Annotated in this window: 14 protein-coding genes; 3 read left to right on the top strand and 11 right to left on the bottom strand. The window is 43.1% G+C overall.

All coding sequences use genetic code 11. From position 1 onward, the window contains the following. The 3 genes from PGZ10_RS02755 to sigG form a co-directional block, all read right to left on the bottom strand. Positions 1–264: a hypothetical protein gene (locus PGZ10_RS02755; protein ID WP_008371877.1), complete on the bottom strand. Its 264-nt coding sequence runs from the start codon at positions 262–264 to the stop codon at positions 1–3. Between the two features lie 49 nt (positions 265–313). Beyond that, entirely contained in the window at positions 314–964 is a 651-nt protein-coding gene (locus PGZ10_RS02750) for an HAD family hydrolase (protein ID WP_117555718.1), read from the bottom strand. Positions 965–1042: 78 nt separating this feature from the next. After that, complete coding sequence (gene sigG, locus PGZ10_RS02745; protein ID WP_118217550.1) at positions 1043–1825, bottom strand: RNA polymerase sporulation sigma factor SigG; 783 nt, start codon at positions 1823–1825, stop codon at positions 1043–1045. A gap of 217 nt (positions 1826–2042) precedes the next feature. Here sigG and PGZ10_RS02740 point away from each other — a divergent pair, with 217 nt between their 5' ends. The 3 genes from PGZ10_RS02740 (at position 2043) to sigE (ending at position 5430) form a co-directional block, all read left to right on the top strand. Beyond that, positions 2043–3662: an MBL fold metallo-hydrolase RNA specificity domain-containing protein gene (locus tag PGZ10_RS02740; RefSeq protein ID WP_117834438.1), complete on the top strand. Its 1620-nt coding sequence runs from the start codon at positions 2043–2045 to the stop codon at positions 3660–3662. Between the two features lie 222 nt (positions 3663–3884). After that, on the top strand, positions 3885–4676 hold the full coding sequence (locus PGZ10_RS02735; RefSeq protein ID WP_008371882.1) for a sigma-E processing peptidase SpoIIGA: 792 nt from the start codon (positions 3885–3887) through the stop codon (positions 4674–4676). Between the two features lie 10 nt (positions 4677–4686). Beyond that, entirely contained in the window at positions 4687–5430 is a 744-nt protein-coding gene (gene sigE / locus PGZ10_RS02730) for an RNA polymerase sporulation sigma factor SigE (RefSeq protein ID WP_008371883.1), read from the top strand. Between the two features lie 54 nt (positions 5431–5484). Here sigE and ftsZ read toward each other — a convergent pair whose 3' ends face one another. The 8 genes from ftsZ to PGZ10_RS02690 form a co-directional block, all read right to left on the bottom strand. Beyond that, entirely contained in the window at positions 5485–6693 is a 1209-nt protein-coding gene (ftsZ, locus tag PGZ10_RS02725) for a cell division protein FtsZ (RefSeq protein WP_022220760.1), read from the bottom strand. Between the two features lie 149 nt (positions 6694–6842). Next, entirely contained in the window at positions 6843–7601 is a 759-nt protein-coding gene (locus PGZ10_RS02720; protein WP_182450896.1) for a cell division protein FtsQ/DivIB, read from the bottom strand. 44 nt (positions 7602–7645) lie between these two features. Next, positions 7646–8731: an FtsW/RodA/SpoVE family cell cycle protein gene (locus PGZ10_RS02715; RefSeq protein WP_195196389.1), complete on the bottom strand. Its 1086-nt coding sequence runs from the start codon at positions 8729–8731 to the stop codon at positions 7646–7648. Positions 8732–8780: 49 nt separating this feature from the next. Next, positions 8781–10142: a UDP-N-acetylmuramoyl-L-alanine--D-glutamate ligase gene (gene murD / locus PGZ10_RS02710; protein ID WP_270205343.1), complete on the bottom strand. Its 1362-nt coding sequence runs from the start codon at positions 10140–10142 to the stop codon at positions 8781–8783. A 13-nt stretch (positions 10143–10155) separates the two neighbouring features. Continuing rightward, a complete protein-coding gene (gene mraY / locus PGZ10_RS02705; protein ID WP_055157373.1) occupies positions 10156–11112 on the bottom strand; it encodes a phospho-N-acetylmuramoyl-pentapeptide-transferase in 957 nt (318 codons plus the stop codon). A 102-nt stretch (positions 11113–11214) separates the two neighbouring features. After that, positions 11215–12948, bottom strand: a complete 1734-nt coding sequence (locus PGZ10_RS02700) for a peptidoglycan D,D-transpeptidase FtsI family protein (protein ID WP_270205342.1) — start codon at positions 12946–12948, stop codon at positions 11215–11217. A 64-nt stretch (positions 12949–13012) separates the two neighbouring features. Further along, positions 13013–14866, bottom strand: a complete 1854-nt coding sequence (locus PGZ10_RS02695; RefSeq protein ID WP_270205341.1) for a peptidoglycan D,D-transpeptidase FtsI family protein — start codon at positions 14864–14866, stop codon at positions 13013–13015. Between the two features lie 23 nt (positions 14867–14889). Then, positions 14890–15420, bottom strand: coding sequence for a hypothetical protein (locus tag PGZ10_RS02690; RefSeq protein WP_008371901.1), 531 nt, complete (start codon positions 15418–15420; stop codon positions 14890–14892). Positions 15421–15438: the final 18 nt, after the last annotated feature.

Genomic DNA, 15438 nt, shown 5'->3' with positions numbered 1-15438 from the left:
TTAACCTTCCACGATCAGATACTGTCCGTTCGGAAGTGCGAATACTTCTGAAGCCTCTTCCAGCTCTTCATCACTCATACCACTGATGTCCGCTCCGCTTTCATCCAGATAATCTCTCACATCCTTGATAGAATCTACAACAACCGCCATACAGTCTTCCAAAAACGCTTCTGCCTCTTCCAGTGTCTCTGCAACCGGCTCATCAAAAAGCTGTGACTGCATATTCAGGAATGTCTGCAGACATTCTTCATCATACTCATACATACAGGCAACCCTCCCTTATCTTTCTCACAGAAAAATTTTCTCATCTGAACTATAAATAGTTAAGCAATTCTTCAGCATGTGCAATTGTTGCATCTGCTCCTGTCTCCACAAGAAGTTCTTTGGTCCGGAATCCCCATTCTGCTCCGACTGTAAACATACCGGCAGCTTTCCCTGTCTTCATATCTACATCCGAGTCTCCTATGTATATTCCTTCTTCCGGTGATACCCCTAATTTATCAAGTATCCACAGAAGCCCTTCCGGATCCGGTTTCTTCGGAAATTCACCCGACTGCCCCTGAATATGGTCAAAATATCCTTTTCCAAATGTACTTTCCACTACATCGATCGCCTGCAAATGTGGTTTGTTGGAAAATACTGCAATCTTTATTCCCTTCTTCTTCAGTGAATCTAACATCTGAACAACGCCATCATAAGGACGTACATGGTACATACAATTTTCTCCAAAGATTCTGCTGTACACTTCCATACCTTCTTCAATCCTCTTAAGCTCTGTGTCTCCGGACGCACGAAGTGCACGTTCCATAAGGCATCTGGCTCCATCCCCAACGAAGCTTCGGCACTGGTCTTTGGTAATCGTCTCAAGTCCCATTTCTTCTAACGTCTTATTCGTTGAATAAGTCAGCGAATCCAGCGTATTTGTCAAAGTTCCATCCAAGTCAAAAATACACGCTTTATACATTGCTGTTCTCCTGTTCTTCTGTTCTATGATTATAATAGTATGAACCTTGACAAATTTCAACTGGAAATCTCTATTTTTCTATTCACTTCGCAGATATTGTCGCATAGCCCTGAGTGCATTCTTTTCCAGGCGGCTTACCTGTGCCTGTGAGATTCCGATTTCTTCTGCTACCTCCATCTGCGTTTTTCCTTCAAAAAAACGAAGTCTGATAATATGCTTCTCCCTTTTTCCGAGTCGGTCCATTGCCGCCTGAAGGGACAGCTTCTCCACCCATCTGTCTTCTTTGTTCCTTTTGTCACTGATCTGGTCCATCACATACATAGCATCTCCATTGTCATTATATACCGGCTCATTTAAGCTGACCGGCATCTGGATCGCATCCAGCGCATAGACGATCTCTTCCTTTGCGATCCCGATTTCCTCTGCAATTTCCTGAACAGTAGGTTCTTTCTGGTTTACTTTGACATAATTTTCTTTCGCGTAAATGGCTTTATATGCCGTATCACGAAGTGACCTGCTAACACGGATCGAATTATTGTCCCGAATGAACCGCCGGATTTCTCCAATGATCATCGGTACCGCATAAGTTGAAAATTTTACTTCCAGCTCCGGATTGAAATTATTGATTGCCTTGATCAGTCCGATGCACCCGATCTGAAACAGATCATCCGGATTTTCACTGCTTCCCGAAAAGCGTTTGATCACACTGAGTACCAGACGCAGATTTCCTTTGATATACTGTTCTTTTGCCTCCTCATCCCCCGCTTTGATCTTCTCAAAAAGCACCTCTTTTTCCCCGTCGCTAAGCAGGGGAAGCTTTGCTGTATTTACACCACAGATTTCTACTTTATTAAGTACCATCTCAATAAACCTCCAAATCTTTACTGGTATAAATTTTTCTCAAAACTGTTTTTATTTATTCGATTCCCACTAAAATATTAAAAATATCGCTCCTTGACTTTTTTCGCACTCTTCTGAAAGGATATACATTTTAGTAATATTGTCTGATTTTCTATCATTTTTCTTTAAATTATAGTATAATATACTAAAATAATTTTTACGCAAAGGGGTTGAGTATATGAAACTTACTTTTATCGGTGCCGCCCATGAAGTAACTGGAAGCTGCCATTATCTTGAAGCATGTGGAAAACATATTCTAATAGACTGTGGACTGGAACAGGGACCTGATCTGTATGAGAATCAGGAAATCCCGATCAATCCTTCCATGATCGACTATATCCTCTTAACGCATGCACACATTGACCATTCCGGCAAGATTCCTCTGCTTGTAAAAAATGGTTTTAAAGGAGAAATCATCTGTACATTCGCCACCTCTGATCTGTGCAGCATTATGCTCCGTGACAGTGCACATATCCAGGAATCCGAAGCAGAATGGCGGAACCGAAAGGCACTTCGTTCCGGTGCTCCGCTTTACGAACCACTTTATACTGTACAGGACGCCATGAATGCAGTCGCACTTCTTGCGCCGATCGATTATAACCAGACGATCCAGCTCTGTGAAGGAATCGAACTCCGCTTCACAGATGTCGGTCATCTGCTTGGTTCTTCCTGCATTGAAGTCTGGATCACAGAAGACGGTGTAAGCAAAAAAATCGTATTTTCCGGAGATGTCGGAAATATTGACCAGCCGATCATCAAAGATCCGCAGCATGTGGATGCAGCCGATTATCTTGTCATCGAATCCACCTACGGAAACCGGGTCCATTCTACTGTAAAACCGGATTATATTAAGGATCTTACCAGAGTCCTGCGCGAAACCTTTGCCAAAGGTGGAAATGTAGTCATTCCATCTTTCGCAGTAGGAAGAACCCAGGAGCTTTTATACTTTATCCGTGAGATCAAAGAAAATAATCTTTTGCCGGAATATCAGAATTTTGAGGTTTATGTAGACAGTCCTCTGGCGATCGAAGCAACCAACGTTTTCCAGAAAAATGTACAGTCCTGCTTTGATGAGGATGCAATGGCTCTGATAAGTAAAGGAATCAACCCTCTTCTTTTCCAGGGACTGAAAACCACGATCACCAGTGAAGAATCTAAAATGATCAACTTCAATGACAAACCAAAAGTAATCATCTCTGCTTCCGGAATGTGTGAAGCCGGCCGTATCCGCCATCATCTGAAACACAACCTCTGGAGAAAAGAATGCACGATCCTCTTCGTAGGCTATCAGGCAGTTGGCACTCTTGGCCGCAAGCTTGTCGAAAGCAAACCGGAATCAGTCCGGCTCTTTGGCGAAAATGTAGAGGTTAATGCCCGTATTGAAGTCCTTGCAGGGATCAGCGGACATGCCGATATGAATGGTCTTCTGAACTGGATTGATGGATTCAAAGAGAAACCATCCCACATCTTTGTTGTACATGGAGAGGATTCGGTTACAGATTCTTTCGCTGCTACCATCACAGACCGTTTCGGCATTCCGGCATTTGCACCATACTCCGGAGGCTGTGTTGATCTCGCAACCGATACCATCCTTTCTGAAGGTATCAGGCTTCCGAAAAAAGCAGTTGAAAAGCCGGCCAAAGCACGTGCTCTTACTGCATTCAACCGCGTGGTTGCGGCAGCCAAACACCTCATGGATGTTGTGCTTAAAAATGAAGGTCTTGCAAACAAAGATCTTGCAAAATTCGAGTCACAGATCCAGAATCTTGCTGACAAATGGGATCGTGACGACAGATAAATACCGATCTTATCTTTCCAGAGACCGGCTTCCGACATGGAACGCCGGTCTTTTTCTGTCTTTTTCGACAATTCTTTAAAAAAATCCAGCATTTCAGCATGTCGAATAAAATTATTCTGTTTTTCCCATCTTCTGACAAAATCTGAAACACATCTTTTCTATAATAAAGCATGCTTAAGTACCAAATCTATTTAGCAGCTAAAGAGAAAGAAGGATAAGACTATGCAGTATGAAGTATATCTGGATGTATTGTTTCTGGAAAATATGATGATGGATTTTCTGATTCTTCTGGCAGTAAAAAAAGTATTTCCATGTTCTGCCACTTATGGAAGTCTTCTTGCCGGTTCCTTTACCGGTTCACTACTGACCTGTGCCATTTTATTTTTTCCATGCCCGGTATGGACCCGCTATATCCTGCTGTTTTTCCTGGTAAATTCCTGTATGACAGTGATCGGATTGAAAATCCGGACATTTCCCGTTTTTTTCAAAGCATGGATTCTGCTCTATCTTGCAAGCTTTCTTCTTGGAGGTATCATGAGTTGGCTCCGTCTTTATTTTGGAAAATTTTTCCGGATCATATCTTTTCTTTTCACCCTTGGCATCTGTGGTTTTTTTCTTTTATATCATGGACTTTTGTTTCTAAAGAAACTATGGAAATCACAAGATCATAGTTTTGATGTGATTTTAACTGTAAATGGAAAAGATTTTCATCTGAAAGCCTTTCTGGACAGTGGTAATCATCTTTCTGATCCACTGACCGGAAAGCCGGTTCATATTATCAGCAAAGACGCCTGTCAGAAGATTTCTTCCCAAATCTCACCTGGAAGACTCCGGTACATCCCGTACCGGACTATACAGAAGACGACCAGTATTCTTCCTGTTTTTTCTGTCAAGAAGATGAGAATAACAGGAGAATCTGAATTTTTGATTCAATCTCCACTGATCGGTATTTCCGAACAGAAGAATTTTGGAAACGGAAAATATGAAATGCTATTGCATCCTGAAGATTGTTAGGAGGATTATAATGATGATAAAAGTTGCTGTTTCAGATTGTTTTAAATTGAAAATGATTCCCTCTTTCCGCAGTGTTTTCTTCCCGGAAAAGCAGGAAATCCATTACATAGGAGGGACAGATATCCTGCCGCTCCCACTTAGCAGTGAAGAAGAAGGTCATGCAATTTCCCTTCTCGGAGGCGGGCAGGATGAAGAAGGAAAAAAGCTTCTTATTGAACATAACCTGCGTCTGGTTGTATATATAGCGAAAAAATTTGACAACACCGGTGTAGGTGTAGAAGACCTGATCTCCATCGGCACAATTGGACTGATCAAAGCAATCAATACCTTCAATCCAGAGAAAAATATCAAACTTGCCACCTATGCCTCCCGTTGTATTGAAAATGAGATTCTCATGTATCTGCGCCGGAATAACAAGACCAAACTGGAGGTCTCCATCGATGAACCGCTCAATGTTGACTGGGATGGAAATGAGCTTCTTCTCTCCGATATTCTTGGAACTGAAGAAGATACCATTTATCGTGATATGGAAACCGAAGCAGAACACAAACTTCTTGGGAAAGCCATCGGACGGCTTTCAAACAGGGAACGGGTAATCGTGCAGATGCGATTCGGACTCGGAACCCCCGACGGGGAAGAAAAAACGCAGAAAGAAGTGGCCGATCTTCTTGGAATCTCCCAGTCTTACATATCAAGACTTGAAAAGAAAATTATGCAGAGACTGCGACGCGAAATGGTACGCTATGAACAGTAAACTATAAAAAACAGGGAAACAGTAATTTCTTACTGCTTCCCTGTTATTTCATTCTTATTTCTTGAAGAAATCCGGAATCTTGATAGACTGCTCTTTCACCTTGCTCTGTGGAGTTCTTGCACTCTGAAGCGGTGGTACCTGTGTAGTCTGCTGCTGTACCGGTCTGCCTCCGTATACCGGTCTTTCTACATTGCTGTATTCTCCCGGATTAAACTGTGGACGTGAAATATTGCTTGCTCCCATTCCAGATCCACCGTTCATCATAGCTGCTTTATGTTCCAGTCTTGACTGAAGCTTGCTCTGTGTTCCACCTACATTGTGAAGACCTGTTGCGATAACTGTGATAGTTGCTTCATCTGACTTGGAATCATCATACATTGCACCGAAGATGATGTTTGCATCTTCACCTGCAAGATCCTGTACATATTCTGCTGCATCACTCGCATCCATAAGAGTGATGTCACCTGAAATGTTGATGATAACGTGAGATGCACCTGCGATGGTTGTCTCAAGCAGAGGACTGGCAACTGCCTGCTTAACTGCTTCAAGAGCCTTGTCATCACCTTTGCCCTGTCCGATACCAATATGAGCAATTCCTTTATCTGTCATAACTGTCTGTACATCGGCAAAGTCAAGGTTGATCAGTGAAGGTACATTGATCAGGTCTGTGATACCCTGGATACCCTGCTGAAGAACTTCATCAGCTTTCTTAAGTGCTTCCGGCATAGTTGTTCTTCTGTCTACAATTTCAAGAAGCTTATCATTCGGAATAACGATAAGTGTATCTACATTTTCTTTTAATTTTTCGATTCCGGCAAGAGCGTTGTTCATTCTTGTCTTGGATTCGAATTTGAAAGGCTTGGTTACAACGCCAACAGTAAGTGCTCCCTGCTCTTTGGCAATACGCGCAACAACAGGAGTTGCTCCTGTTCCTGTTCCGCCACCCATACCACAGGTAACAAATACCATATCAGCTCCCTTGAGTGCTGACTGGATCTCTTCGGCACTTTCCTCAGCTGCTTTTTCACCGATCTCCGGTTTAGCCCCTGCACCAAGACCCTTTGTAAGCTTGTCTCCGATCTGCATAAGAGTCGGAGCTTTACATAACTGAAGAGCCTGTTTATCTGTATTGATTGCGATAAATTCAACACCTGCAATCTGTTCATCGATCATGCGGTTGACTGCATTGTTTCCGCCGCCACCTACACCGACTACAATTATTTTAGCTGCTGCTTCTGATTCATTTGTTTTAATTTCTAACAAGAGTTTCTCCTCCTTCGTCACCTTATTATATTATACACCCTAAATGTCAATATGCGCTTAGTTATACATAAGACTATAATATATTTTTTTCCGAAAAATATCAATAGAATTTTGTATATTTTCCTATTTTTTTATCCACTTGACACAGATTATGTTCCAAGGTCCGGAATCACATCTTTTTCGAAGGTAATTGTAATATTATCTGTGTTAAAATTTTCCAGATACAGGGTTCCTCCCTGATCTCCCAGCTTCTCAAGGATCGGCGATATCTGCATGATCCGTTCTTCCAGATTCGTGTGCCCGACATTGACACATTTGTTTCCAAAAAAAAGATACAGATCTGAACCGGAACAAACAATCTTATCCGGCGCGAGATCACATTTTTTCAGTGTCATCGTCATATCCAGAAGGTTCCCAAATGCTTTTTTGTTCGCCTTGCTGACCGGAAGTTCTTTGTAAAGCTGTACTTTCTTTACTTCCAGCCCTTCAATGCACGGGATTCCATCCCACAGCTCCTTTGTCTTTGCAAGTACGATACCATCCTTGTCAAAATAAATACATTCATCACCTGACACGATATAACCGGCCACACGCTTCTCTTTGATCGTCACCTTCACAGTCCACGGATTCTTCATCGTCACATTTGCCTCTTCCATTGCCGGAAGCAGCTCGTGATTCATCAGGTGGTTCCTGATCATCACATACAGAGAATTGGAAGACCAATTATCATCCTGCACCCAGTCTGCAATCTCCTGTCTGCTAAGATACTGATTTCCTGATACTTCGATTTTCCGCACTTGAAAGAGTAAAAGAAACGTAATCATAGCTATGCAAACCAAAATAATGACCAGAATGGCTTTCATGGCAGTCTGCTTTATGATTCTCTTTTTCCTTTCTTTCTGTATCATCCCATCAGGCATCTTCCTCCTTCCGTCATTTGTATATCTCCTGTTTAGTCTACCACTTGTGACACACTTAGCACAAGTCCCATTTCAATTAAAAGAAACATCACCGATGTTCCTCCATAACTGATAAAAGGAAGTGTAATCCCCGTATTCGGAATTGTGTTCGTCACAACTGCAATATTTAAAATAACCTGAATCATCATATGTGCCATCGCTCCGGTCGCGATCAGCGCACCAAAAAGATCCCTGCTTCCGGATGCGATCAGGAAAAAGCGCCAGATCAGAAGCAGAAACAGAAAAACGATAATCCCAGCACCCGCGAGTCCAAGCTCTTCACAAATAATTGAAAAGATCATATCATTCTGTGCCTCAGGTACAAATCCCAGCTTCTGTACACTGTTTCCGATCCCGACTCCGAATACTCCTCCGGATCCAATCGCGTAAAGCCCCTGCAGGGTCTGATAACCCTTTTCATATTTTTCCGGATTTCTCCAGATAGCAAGCCGTTCCAGCCGATAGCTTTCAAGGGCAAGAAAAATCCCCATAAAGCAGGCGCCTGCGATTCCCATCAAGGCAAATTGCGCATACTTCGGGCTTGCAACAAAGATCAGGATCACACCGATTCCCAGAATAATGATCGCCGTGCTTAAATTACTCGCTCCCACAAGTCCCACGATTGGAAGGATCCAGAACATAATCCTGCAAAGTGTCCACATTTTTCCGATTTTTTTTACGTTCTTCGTCACAAGATCCGCCAGAAAAAGAATCAGTGCAACTTTCGCAAATTCTGATGGCTGAAAAGAAAACGGGCCCAAAGCTAACCATCTTTTGGACCCGTTAATTTCTCTGCCAAACAACATGACCGCAACCGAAAGTGCAACTGCTGCCAGATAACCAAATACTGCCAGTCTCTGCCAGATGTGGTAATCCATCCCTGCCACGAACAGCATCAGTACAATTCCAAGCACCGTCGCAAACGCCTGCTTTTTCAGATAGTAAAAGGAATCATGAAATTTCACCTGCCCGTTATATGCACTGGTACTGTATAAGATCACCAGTCCAATCACAACCAGGAGAACAACAATCAACAGAAGCGTGTAATCCATACGCCCCTTTTTCCCTTTTTCCTCCACTTTGTTTCACGCCCTTTGATACAGATTATATGAAATTATTTTATTTCTTTTATAATGCATTCACGTATTTTTTGAATTCTTCCCCACGCACTTCATAGTTCGGGAACATTCCCCAGCTTGCACATGCCGGTGACAGCAGAACTGCATCTCCGGGTCTTGCAAGCTCCACACAGGTATCGAGTGCTTCTTCGAAAGTATCTTTTAAAATACAGTCATGAAATCCGCACTCTGCTGCTTCTTTCTGAATCTGCTCTTTTGTAGCACCGATCAGTACCAGATAGCGGACTTTTCCATCAAAGCTCTGGATCCATTCATGGAAATCGGACTGTTTATCATATCCACCACCAATCAGGATCGTCGGGCGGTTCATTGCCTGGATTCCCTTGATCGCCGCATCCGGATTCGTTCCTTTAGAGTCATTGTAATAGACAACCCCGTTCTTCTCTGCCACATATTCAATACGATGCTCAACCCCCTTAAATGCAAGTACAGACTTACGGATCACATCCAGATCTACACCGTAAGCCGCTGCCATTGCAACCGCTGCCATAACATTCTCATAATTGTGGACGCCAAGGATCTGTAATTCGCCGGTCTTGCAGATGACCGTTCCTTCTTTCTCCTTTTCCGGTTTGTATACAATGTCTTCTCCGTCAAGATAAATGCCCTGTTCCAGTTTATGCTTACTGCTGAAAAATAGAACACTTGCCTGAAATTCATCTGCCATCTTTCTTGTCTCTTCATCTTCATAATTGAGAACACAGATATCTTCTGGTGTCTGATTCTTCGCAATATTCATCTTTGCACGAATATATGCTTCCATCGTATGATGGCGGTTCAGATGATCCGGTGTGATATTAAGAACTGCGCTTACCTTTGGATGGAAGGTATGAATACTCTCCAGCTGGAAGCTTGAAAGCTCTGCCACGATCACAGAATCTTCTCTGGTATCTGCTGCGGCATTCGTATATGGTGTACCGATATTTCCCACAACAAAAACGCTGTCACGGGCATTTTTCATAATCTCGCCTAAAAGAGAGGTTGTTGTCGTTTTCCCATTGGTTCCGGTAATTCCAAGCACATCTCCTTTTCCACATACATAGGCAAGCTCAATCTCGCCCCAGACAGGAATTCCTTTTTCTTTCATAGTCAGAACAACCGGCAGATCAGTCGGCACCCCCGGACTCATTACAACCAGATCAAGACTTTCCATCTCCTCTTCCGGAAAAGCTCCGAGAACAACGCGGACTTTGCTTCCCTCACCAAGCTGTGCTTTCATTGCCTCGGCATCTTTTTTATCATTTCCATCATACAGAATTACCTCTGCCCCTTCTTTTTCCAGCAATCCGCAGGATCCGATCCCACTGATCCCCGCACCGAATACCAACACTTTCTTTCCTTGTAAATCCATTTTTGTAAGCCTCCTATAATGCCAGCAGTGCAACCAGGCACAGAATTGCAGTTACAATTGAAAAAACTGCAACCACCCGTGTCTCGCTCCATCCACACAGCTCAAAATGATGGTGGATCGGCGCCATTTTAAAGAAACGCTTTCCGCCTGTTTTCTTAAAATATGTTACCTGGATCATAACTGATAAAACTTCTACCAGATAGATCAATCCTACGATGATAATGAATAATGGCATCTGGAGCATGTATGCTGTCGAAGCAACAAATCCCCCAAGAGCCAGTGATCCGGTGTCGCCCATAAATACGCTTGCCGGATAAACGTTGAATAATAAGAATCCCAGCAGCGCACCTACCACTGCACAGGTAATCGGTTCGATCCCACTCTTTGTTCCGATCGCAACAACTGTAAAGAAGGTTGCCACAAGAACTGTTACACTGGATGCAAGCCCGTCCAGTCCATCTGTAAAATTCACACCATTGACGGTACCGATCACTGCAATAAAAAGTACCGGAATGGCAAACCAGCCGATGTTCAGATATTTCCCACCTGAAAACGGTATCAGCATGGTAAGCGGTATCTTTGCCACTTTCACGATGTAAAATGCAAAAATCGCTGTAATCACGATCTGGAGTGCCATCTTCTGCATCGGCATCAGTCCATCTGATCTGTGAAGAACAACTTTCAGATAATCATCCAGAAACCCGACCAGTCCGAATCCAATCGTTACAAAAAGTACCGGAATCACCTTCGGATACTCTCTTACATAGATCAGCGAAGTGACCGCAATCGCAAACAAGATCATCACGCCTCCCATCGTCGGCGTTCCGGCTTTTTTAAGATGCGACTTCACCCCGTCTTCTCTCTCTGTCTGATCCATCTTGAGTCTTCTTAAAACAGGAATTACCACCGGTCCTGCTGCCACACTGAGAACAAACGCGATCAGCACCGGTATGACCATTGTAAAATCCATAATACACCTCTGTCTTTCTTTTGTTTTCAAAATCAACCCTTACCTTAAAGGCACAGATTCTACGCTTTAGTATAATGTATCTGCCCTGTTTTTTCAACTGCTTCACGGGTTTTCTTCCCGTTCGATTCCAAGATAGGGAAGAATATTGTCGAAAATATCGCGCACAACCGGAGCTGCTATCGTCCCGCCATAATAGATACCCTGTGGATTGTAAATAATTGCCATTGCTGCTACCTGCGGATCATCTGCAGGTGCAAATCCGATAAAAGATCCTATATAACGGTTCGCACTTCTTGGCAGCGTCTGGCTGGTCGCTGTCTTTCCTCCGATCCGGTATCCTTCGATCTGTGCTTTTTTTCCTCCTCCCTCGGACACAACCGTTTCCAGTATCTTTCTCATCTTTTCTGACGTTTCTTTAGAAAGAATCCGTTTTCTTTTTCCATAAGAAATCGTTTCTTCTTTCTCTCCACTTTCCGCATCATAAACGGCGATGCCAAAATGAGGAGTGATCCTTTTTCCCTCATTCACCAGAGAACATACTGTTGTTGCCATCTGCATCGGTGTCACCTGAAAAGACTGTCCAAACGACATCGTTGCCAGCTCTACCTGCCCTACATTTTCCTTCTTGTGCATGATCGTTGCAGCCTCTCCCGGAAGATCTACACCTGTCTTCCCCATCAATCCGAATTTTTCAAAATATTTATAAAAATTCTCTGTTCCAAGCCGCATCCCTACTTCAATAAAAACCGGATTACAGGAATTCTGCACCCCCTGTACAAACGTCTCGGATCCATGTCCAGTCGTCCTCGCACACCGGATCCGGCGGTCTTCCACAAGCTTGTATCCAGGACAGTAAAAAGTATCTTCTTCTTTGACCACTCCCTCTTCCAACGCCGCCGAAGCAGTAAATACCTTAAAGATCGATCCTGGTTCATAAGTATCATTGATACTCCTGTTCCGCCACATCTGATTCAGCATTGCCTGTTTTTCTTCATCATTCAAAGCGGCATCTGTTCCCTCCGGTAATGTAAACGGGGCATTCAGATCAAACTCTGGAGCATTGACGCAGGCATAGATTTCCCCTGTTTTTGGATTCAGGATCAAAATCACAACTGCATCTGCCTGTTTTTCTTCCATTACTTTTTCCGCAGCCTGCTGTGCATATTCCTGGATATTATAGTCCAGGCTTACCTGCAGAGTGTCTCCGGAAACCGGTTCTACTCTGTCTTCCAGCGTATCCGCAAGCTCAATTCCTCTGGCATCAGTTGTTGTCAGAATCATTCCGTTCACACCTTTCAGATAATTTTCATACTTTACTTCCAGTCCAATGATTCCCTGATTGTCTCCACCGGTAAATCCAAGAACCTTTGAAGCCAGATTGCCATACGGATAGTACCGTTTAAAATCCTCATCTACCTTCACACCGTCCAGTTCATATGCACGAATCCGGTCCCCGGTCTCTTTCTCCACATTTGTCTTTATTTTTTCTCTAGAAGAAACTTTTTCGACTCTTTTCCGAATCATTTCTTTCTCTATTCCCAGCTCATCGGCAAGAACCTGGATCACTCTCTCCGGATCTGTTATCTGACTATGGATAACAGATATGGTACACACCGCTTTATTGGTCGCAAGGACTTTGCCATTTCTGTCAATGATCTCTCCCCTTGCCGCCTTGATCTCCCTCTCCCTTTCGTGCAACGTTTTTGCTTTCTGCTGATAATACGCAGCATCAAATATCATCAGATACACCAGTCTTGCGATCAGAAAAAAAATCATCAGAAGCGCGCTTAAAAATACTACCAGCATTTTCTTTTTATTATAAGTCTTATTCCGCATAAAAACCCCGAAAAACAGATTCTTACTATTACTGTATTATCTGTCTTCCGGGGTTATACCCAAATTACTCAGCCGGAGCCTTTGTAATATTCAAATATGGAAATGCTTCTGCCATAATATCAGAAGCGAGCTGTGAAATCAGGTTGCTGGTCGCTGACTGATCTGGAGCATTCGGTTCATCGATGACTACATAAATCATAATTTCCGGATTCTCCTGCGGTGCATATCCGATAAAGGATACCACGTTCTTATTCTCTCCACGGGGCAATTTTTCCGCTGTACCGGTCTTACCACCGATATCATAACCTTCTACCTGTGCATATCTACCACTACCGTTCTGAACAACACTGTACATATAACTTTTCAGTTTATCAGAAGTTTCTTTAGAAATTGTCTTCTTCTCCAACACCGGATCAATAGTCTGGATCACATTTCCGTTCTCATCCTGAATGGCTTTTACAAGATGCGGTTCATAATAATCGCCACCATTGATCAGAGAACAAAATCCTGTCGCAAGTTGAAGCATAGTTACGTTAAAATTCTGTCCGAAAGAGTTGGTTGCAAGATCCGTTTTGATCATTCCATCCGGTGACTGCAAAATACCAACCGCCTCACCCGGAAGATCAATTCCCGTATACTGACCGAATCCAAAAATACTCTGGTACTTACAGAATTCTTCCGGTCCGATTGCCAGACCAATCTGCATCAGGGCAACGTTACATGAATTTTCCATAACCTGTGTCAGATTCTGCTGCCCGTGTCCACCATTATCATAAGAGATACATTTAATCTCCCATTCATCGATCTGAAGGGAACCACCGCAGTAATAGGTCTCATCGCCTTTCAGTGCACCAATCTCCAGACCTGTTGCAACCGTAAATGGTTTGATCGTAGATCCCGGCTCAAAAGTATCGCTCACGCAGAAGTTTCTCCAGAGTTCATTCAGAGCATCGATCTTATCGTCACTGCTCATTCCGGTTATTTCTTCCTCTGTATAATACTTGGATAGATCTCTCGGATTATTCAGATCATAGGTAGGTGAGGAAGCCATTGCCAGAACTTCTCCGGTATTCGGGTTCATCATGATCACAGCTCCGTTTTTAAATCCCATCCCCTCCTGCGCTTCATCTGTGTGCGCCTGGTTAAACTCTTCCAGATGCTTTTCCACGATAGACTGCAGGTTCGCATCAATCGTTGTTACGATCGTATTTCCATTTATCGGCTCTTTCACCGTGTTTTCAATTGCCGAGTCTTCATTCTGATAACCATATCTGCGTCCATCTGTTCCATTCAACGTTGAATTATAGGATGCTTCCAGTCCGCTTGCTCCCACATTCCCTGATACGCTGAATCCCAGGACATCGCAGGCAAGTGTATTATATGGATATTTTCTGACATAATCCTCTTCCAGCCAGACTCCTTTGATCTTGGAATTTTTCTTCTCTGCCGCTTCAAATGCCTTCGCATCATCGTAGGAAATTCCTTTTTTCAGAATATTGTACCGACTGTCCGGACTGTCCGCGATAATTGCATCCACTGCCGATGCCTTGATCTGAAAATAACTTTTCAGCGCTTTTTTCGTAGCTGCTATGTTTTCAGCTTTTTTTGTCTCGTCTGAAAGTAAGACCTTTGCATCCAGAATCACATTGTATACACGCTCACTTGTCGCAAGCTTTGTGCCGTTTGTGTCTACAATATCTCCACGCTTGAACGGAATCGACCGACTCATATACTGCTGCTGATCCAGTACTGTCTTGGTATAATCTTCTCCTGACGAGGCATTGATATAGGTAATTCTTCCGACAAGAATAACAAAAGCCAGTAATATCGCTATAAAGAGCATTACCAGCTTTTTCTGCATTCCAATCGTGAATTTATGCCTCAGAACGGAAGGCTTTCTTTTTCTTCTTTTTGACATGTTATTCACCTTTGTTCATAAACCTATTTATCTGTTGTCTGTCCAAGCACTCCGCTTTTCGGAATACTTTCGTACTGTTTTACATAATCATTAACCGGGTTCTGATATTCAATAATCTGATCCGAAGTCGCATATCCCATACCCAGATCATTAATTGCACGGTCTCTTACTTCTTCCAGATTCACAGAATCCATTACTACGTTATATCTAGTTGTATTCTCTTCTTTTGCATCTGCCAGTTCCTGCTGCAGCTCGGTAATATGCTCTGTCCGGCTTGTAAGCTCTGCACGTACCTGCAGATACCATACACAGACTACAAGTGCTGCCACTGCCGCAATTGAAAGAAACATCACATATGCAGGATTCATCCGCATTGCTTTTCTTCGATTTTTCAAAATCTGTCTGTCCAGTTTTTTCTTTTTATGTTCTTTTCTTGGTTCCTCTTGTCGCTGTGGCATGACTTCTGCCTGGCGAACTGTATTTCCGTATATGTACATTCCTCGGCTTGTTACTGTACGTCTGTCTGCCTGTATTCTATGACTGTATTTTGCCATACAGCACCACCCTTTCAA

The sequence above is a fragment of the Coprococcus sp. AF102-57 genome (genome assembly GCF_027686195.1).
Classification (GTDB): Bacteria; Bacillota; Clostridia; order Lachnospirales; family Lachnospiraceae; genus Allocoprococcus; species Allocoprococcus comes.
This window is presented reverse-complemented; position numbering and strand designations above follow the sequence as displayed.

Bases quoted from the DNA above. Each gene is read 5' to 3' on its own strand.
- PGZ10_RS02755 (WP_008371877.1), bottom strand. From the start codon at position 264: ATGTATGAGTATGATGAAGAATGTCTGCAGACATTCCTGAATATGCAG.
- PGZ10_RS02750 (WP_117555718.1), bottom strand. From the start codon at position 964: ATGTATAAAGCGTGTATTTTTGACTTGGATGGAACTTTGACAAATACG.
- sigG (WP_118217550.1), bottom strand. From the start codon at position 1,825: ATGGTACTTAATAAAGTAGAAATCTGTGGTGTAAATACAGCAAAGCTT.
- PGZ10_RS02740 (WP_117834438.1), top strand. From the start codon at position 2,043: ATGAAACTTACTTTTATCGGTGCCGCCCATGAAGTAACTGGAAGCTGC.
- PGZ10_RS02735 (WP_008371882.1), top strand. From the start codon at position 3,885: ATGCAGTATGAAGTATATCTGGATGTATTGTTTCTGGAAAATATGATG.
- sigE (WP_008371883.1), top strand. From the start codon at position 4,687: ATGATGATAAAAGTTGCTGTTTCAGATTGTTTTAAATTGAAAATGATT.
- PGZ10_RS02720 (WP_182450896.1), bottom strand. From the start codon at position 7,601: ATGATACAGAAAGAAAGGAAAAAGAGAATCATAAAGCAGACTGCCATG.
- murD (WP_270205343.1), bottom strand. From the start codon at position 10,142: ATGGATTTACAAGGAAAGAAAGTGTTGGTATTCGGTGCGGGGATCAGT.
- mraY (WP_055157373.1), bottom strand. From the start codon at position 11,112: ATGGATTTTACAATGGTCATACCGGTGCTGATCGCGTTTGTTCTCAGT.
- PGZ10_RS02700 (WP_270205342.1), bottom strand. From the start codon at position 12,948: ATGCGGAATAAGACTTATAATAAAAAGAAAATGCTGGTAGTATTTTTA.
- PGZ10_RS02695 (WP_270205341.1), bottom strand. From the start codon at position 14,866: ATGTCAAAAAGAAGAAAAAGAAAGCCTTCCGTTCTGAGGCATAAATTC.
- PGZ10_RS02690 (WP_008371901.1), bottom strand. From the start codon at position 15,420: ATGGCAAAATACAGTCATAGAATACAGGCAGACAGACGTACAGTAACA.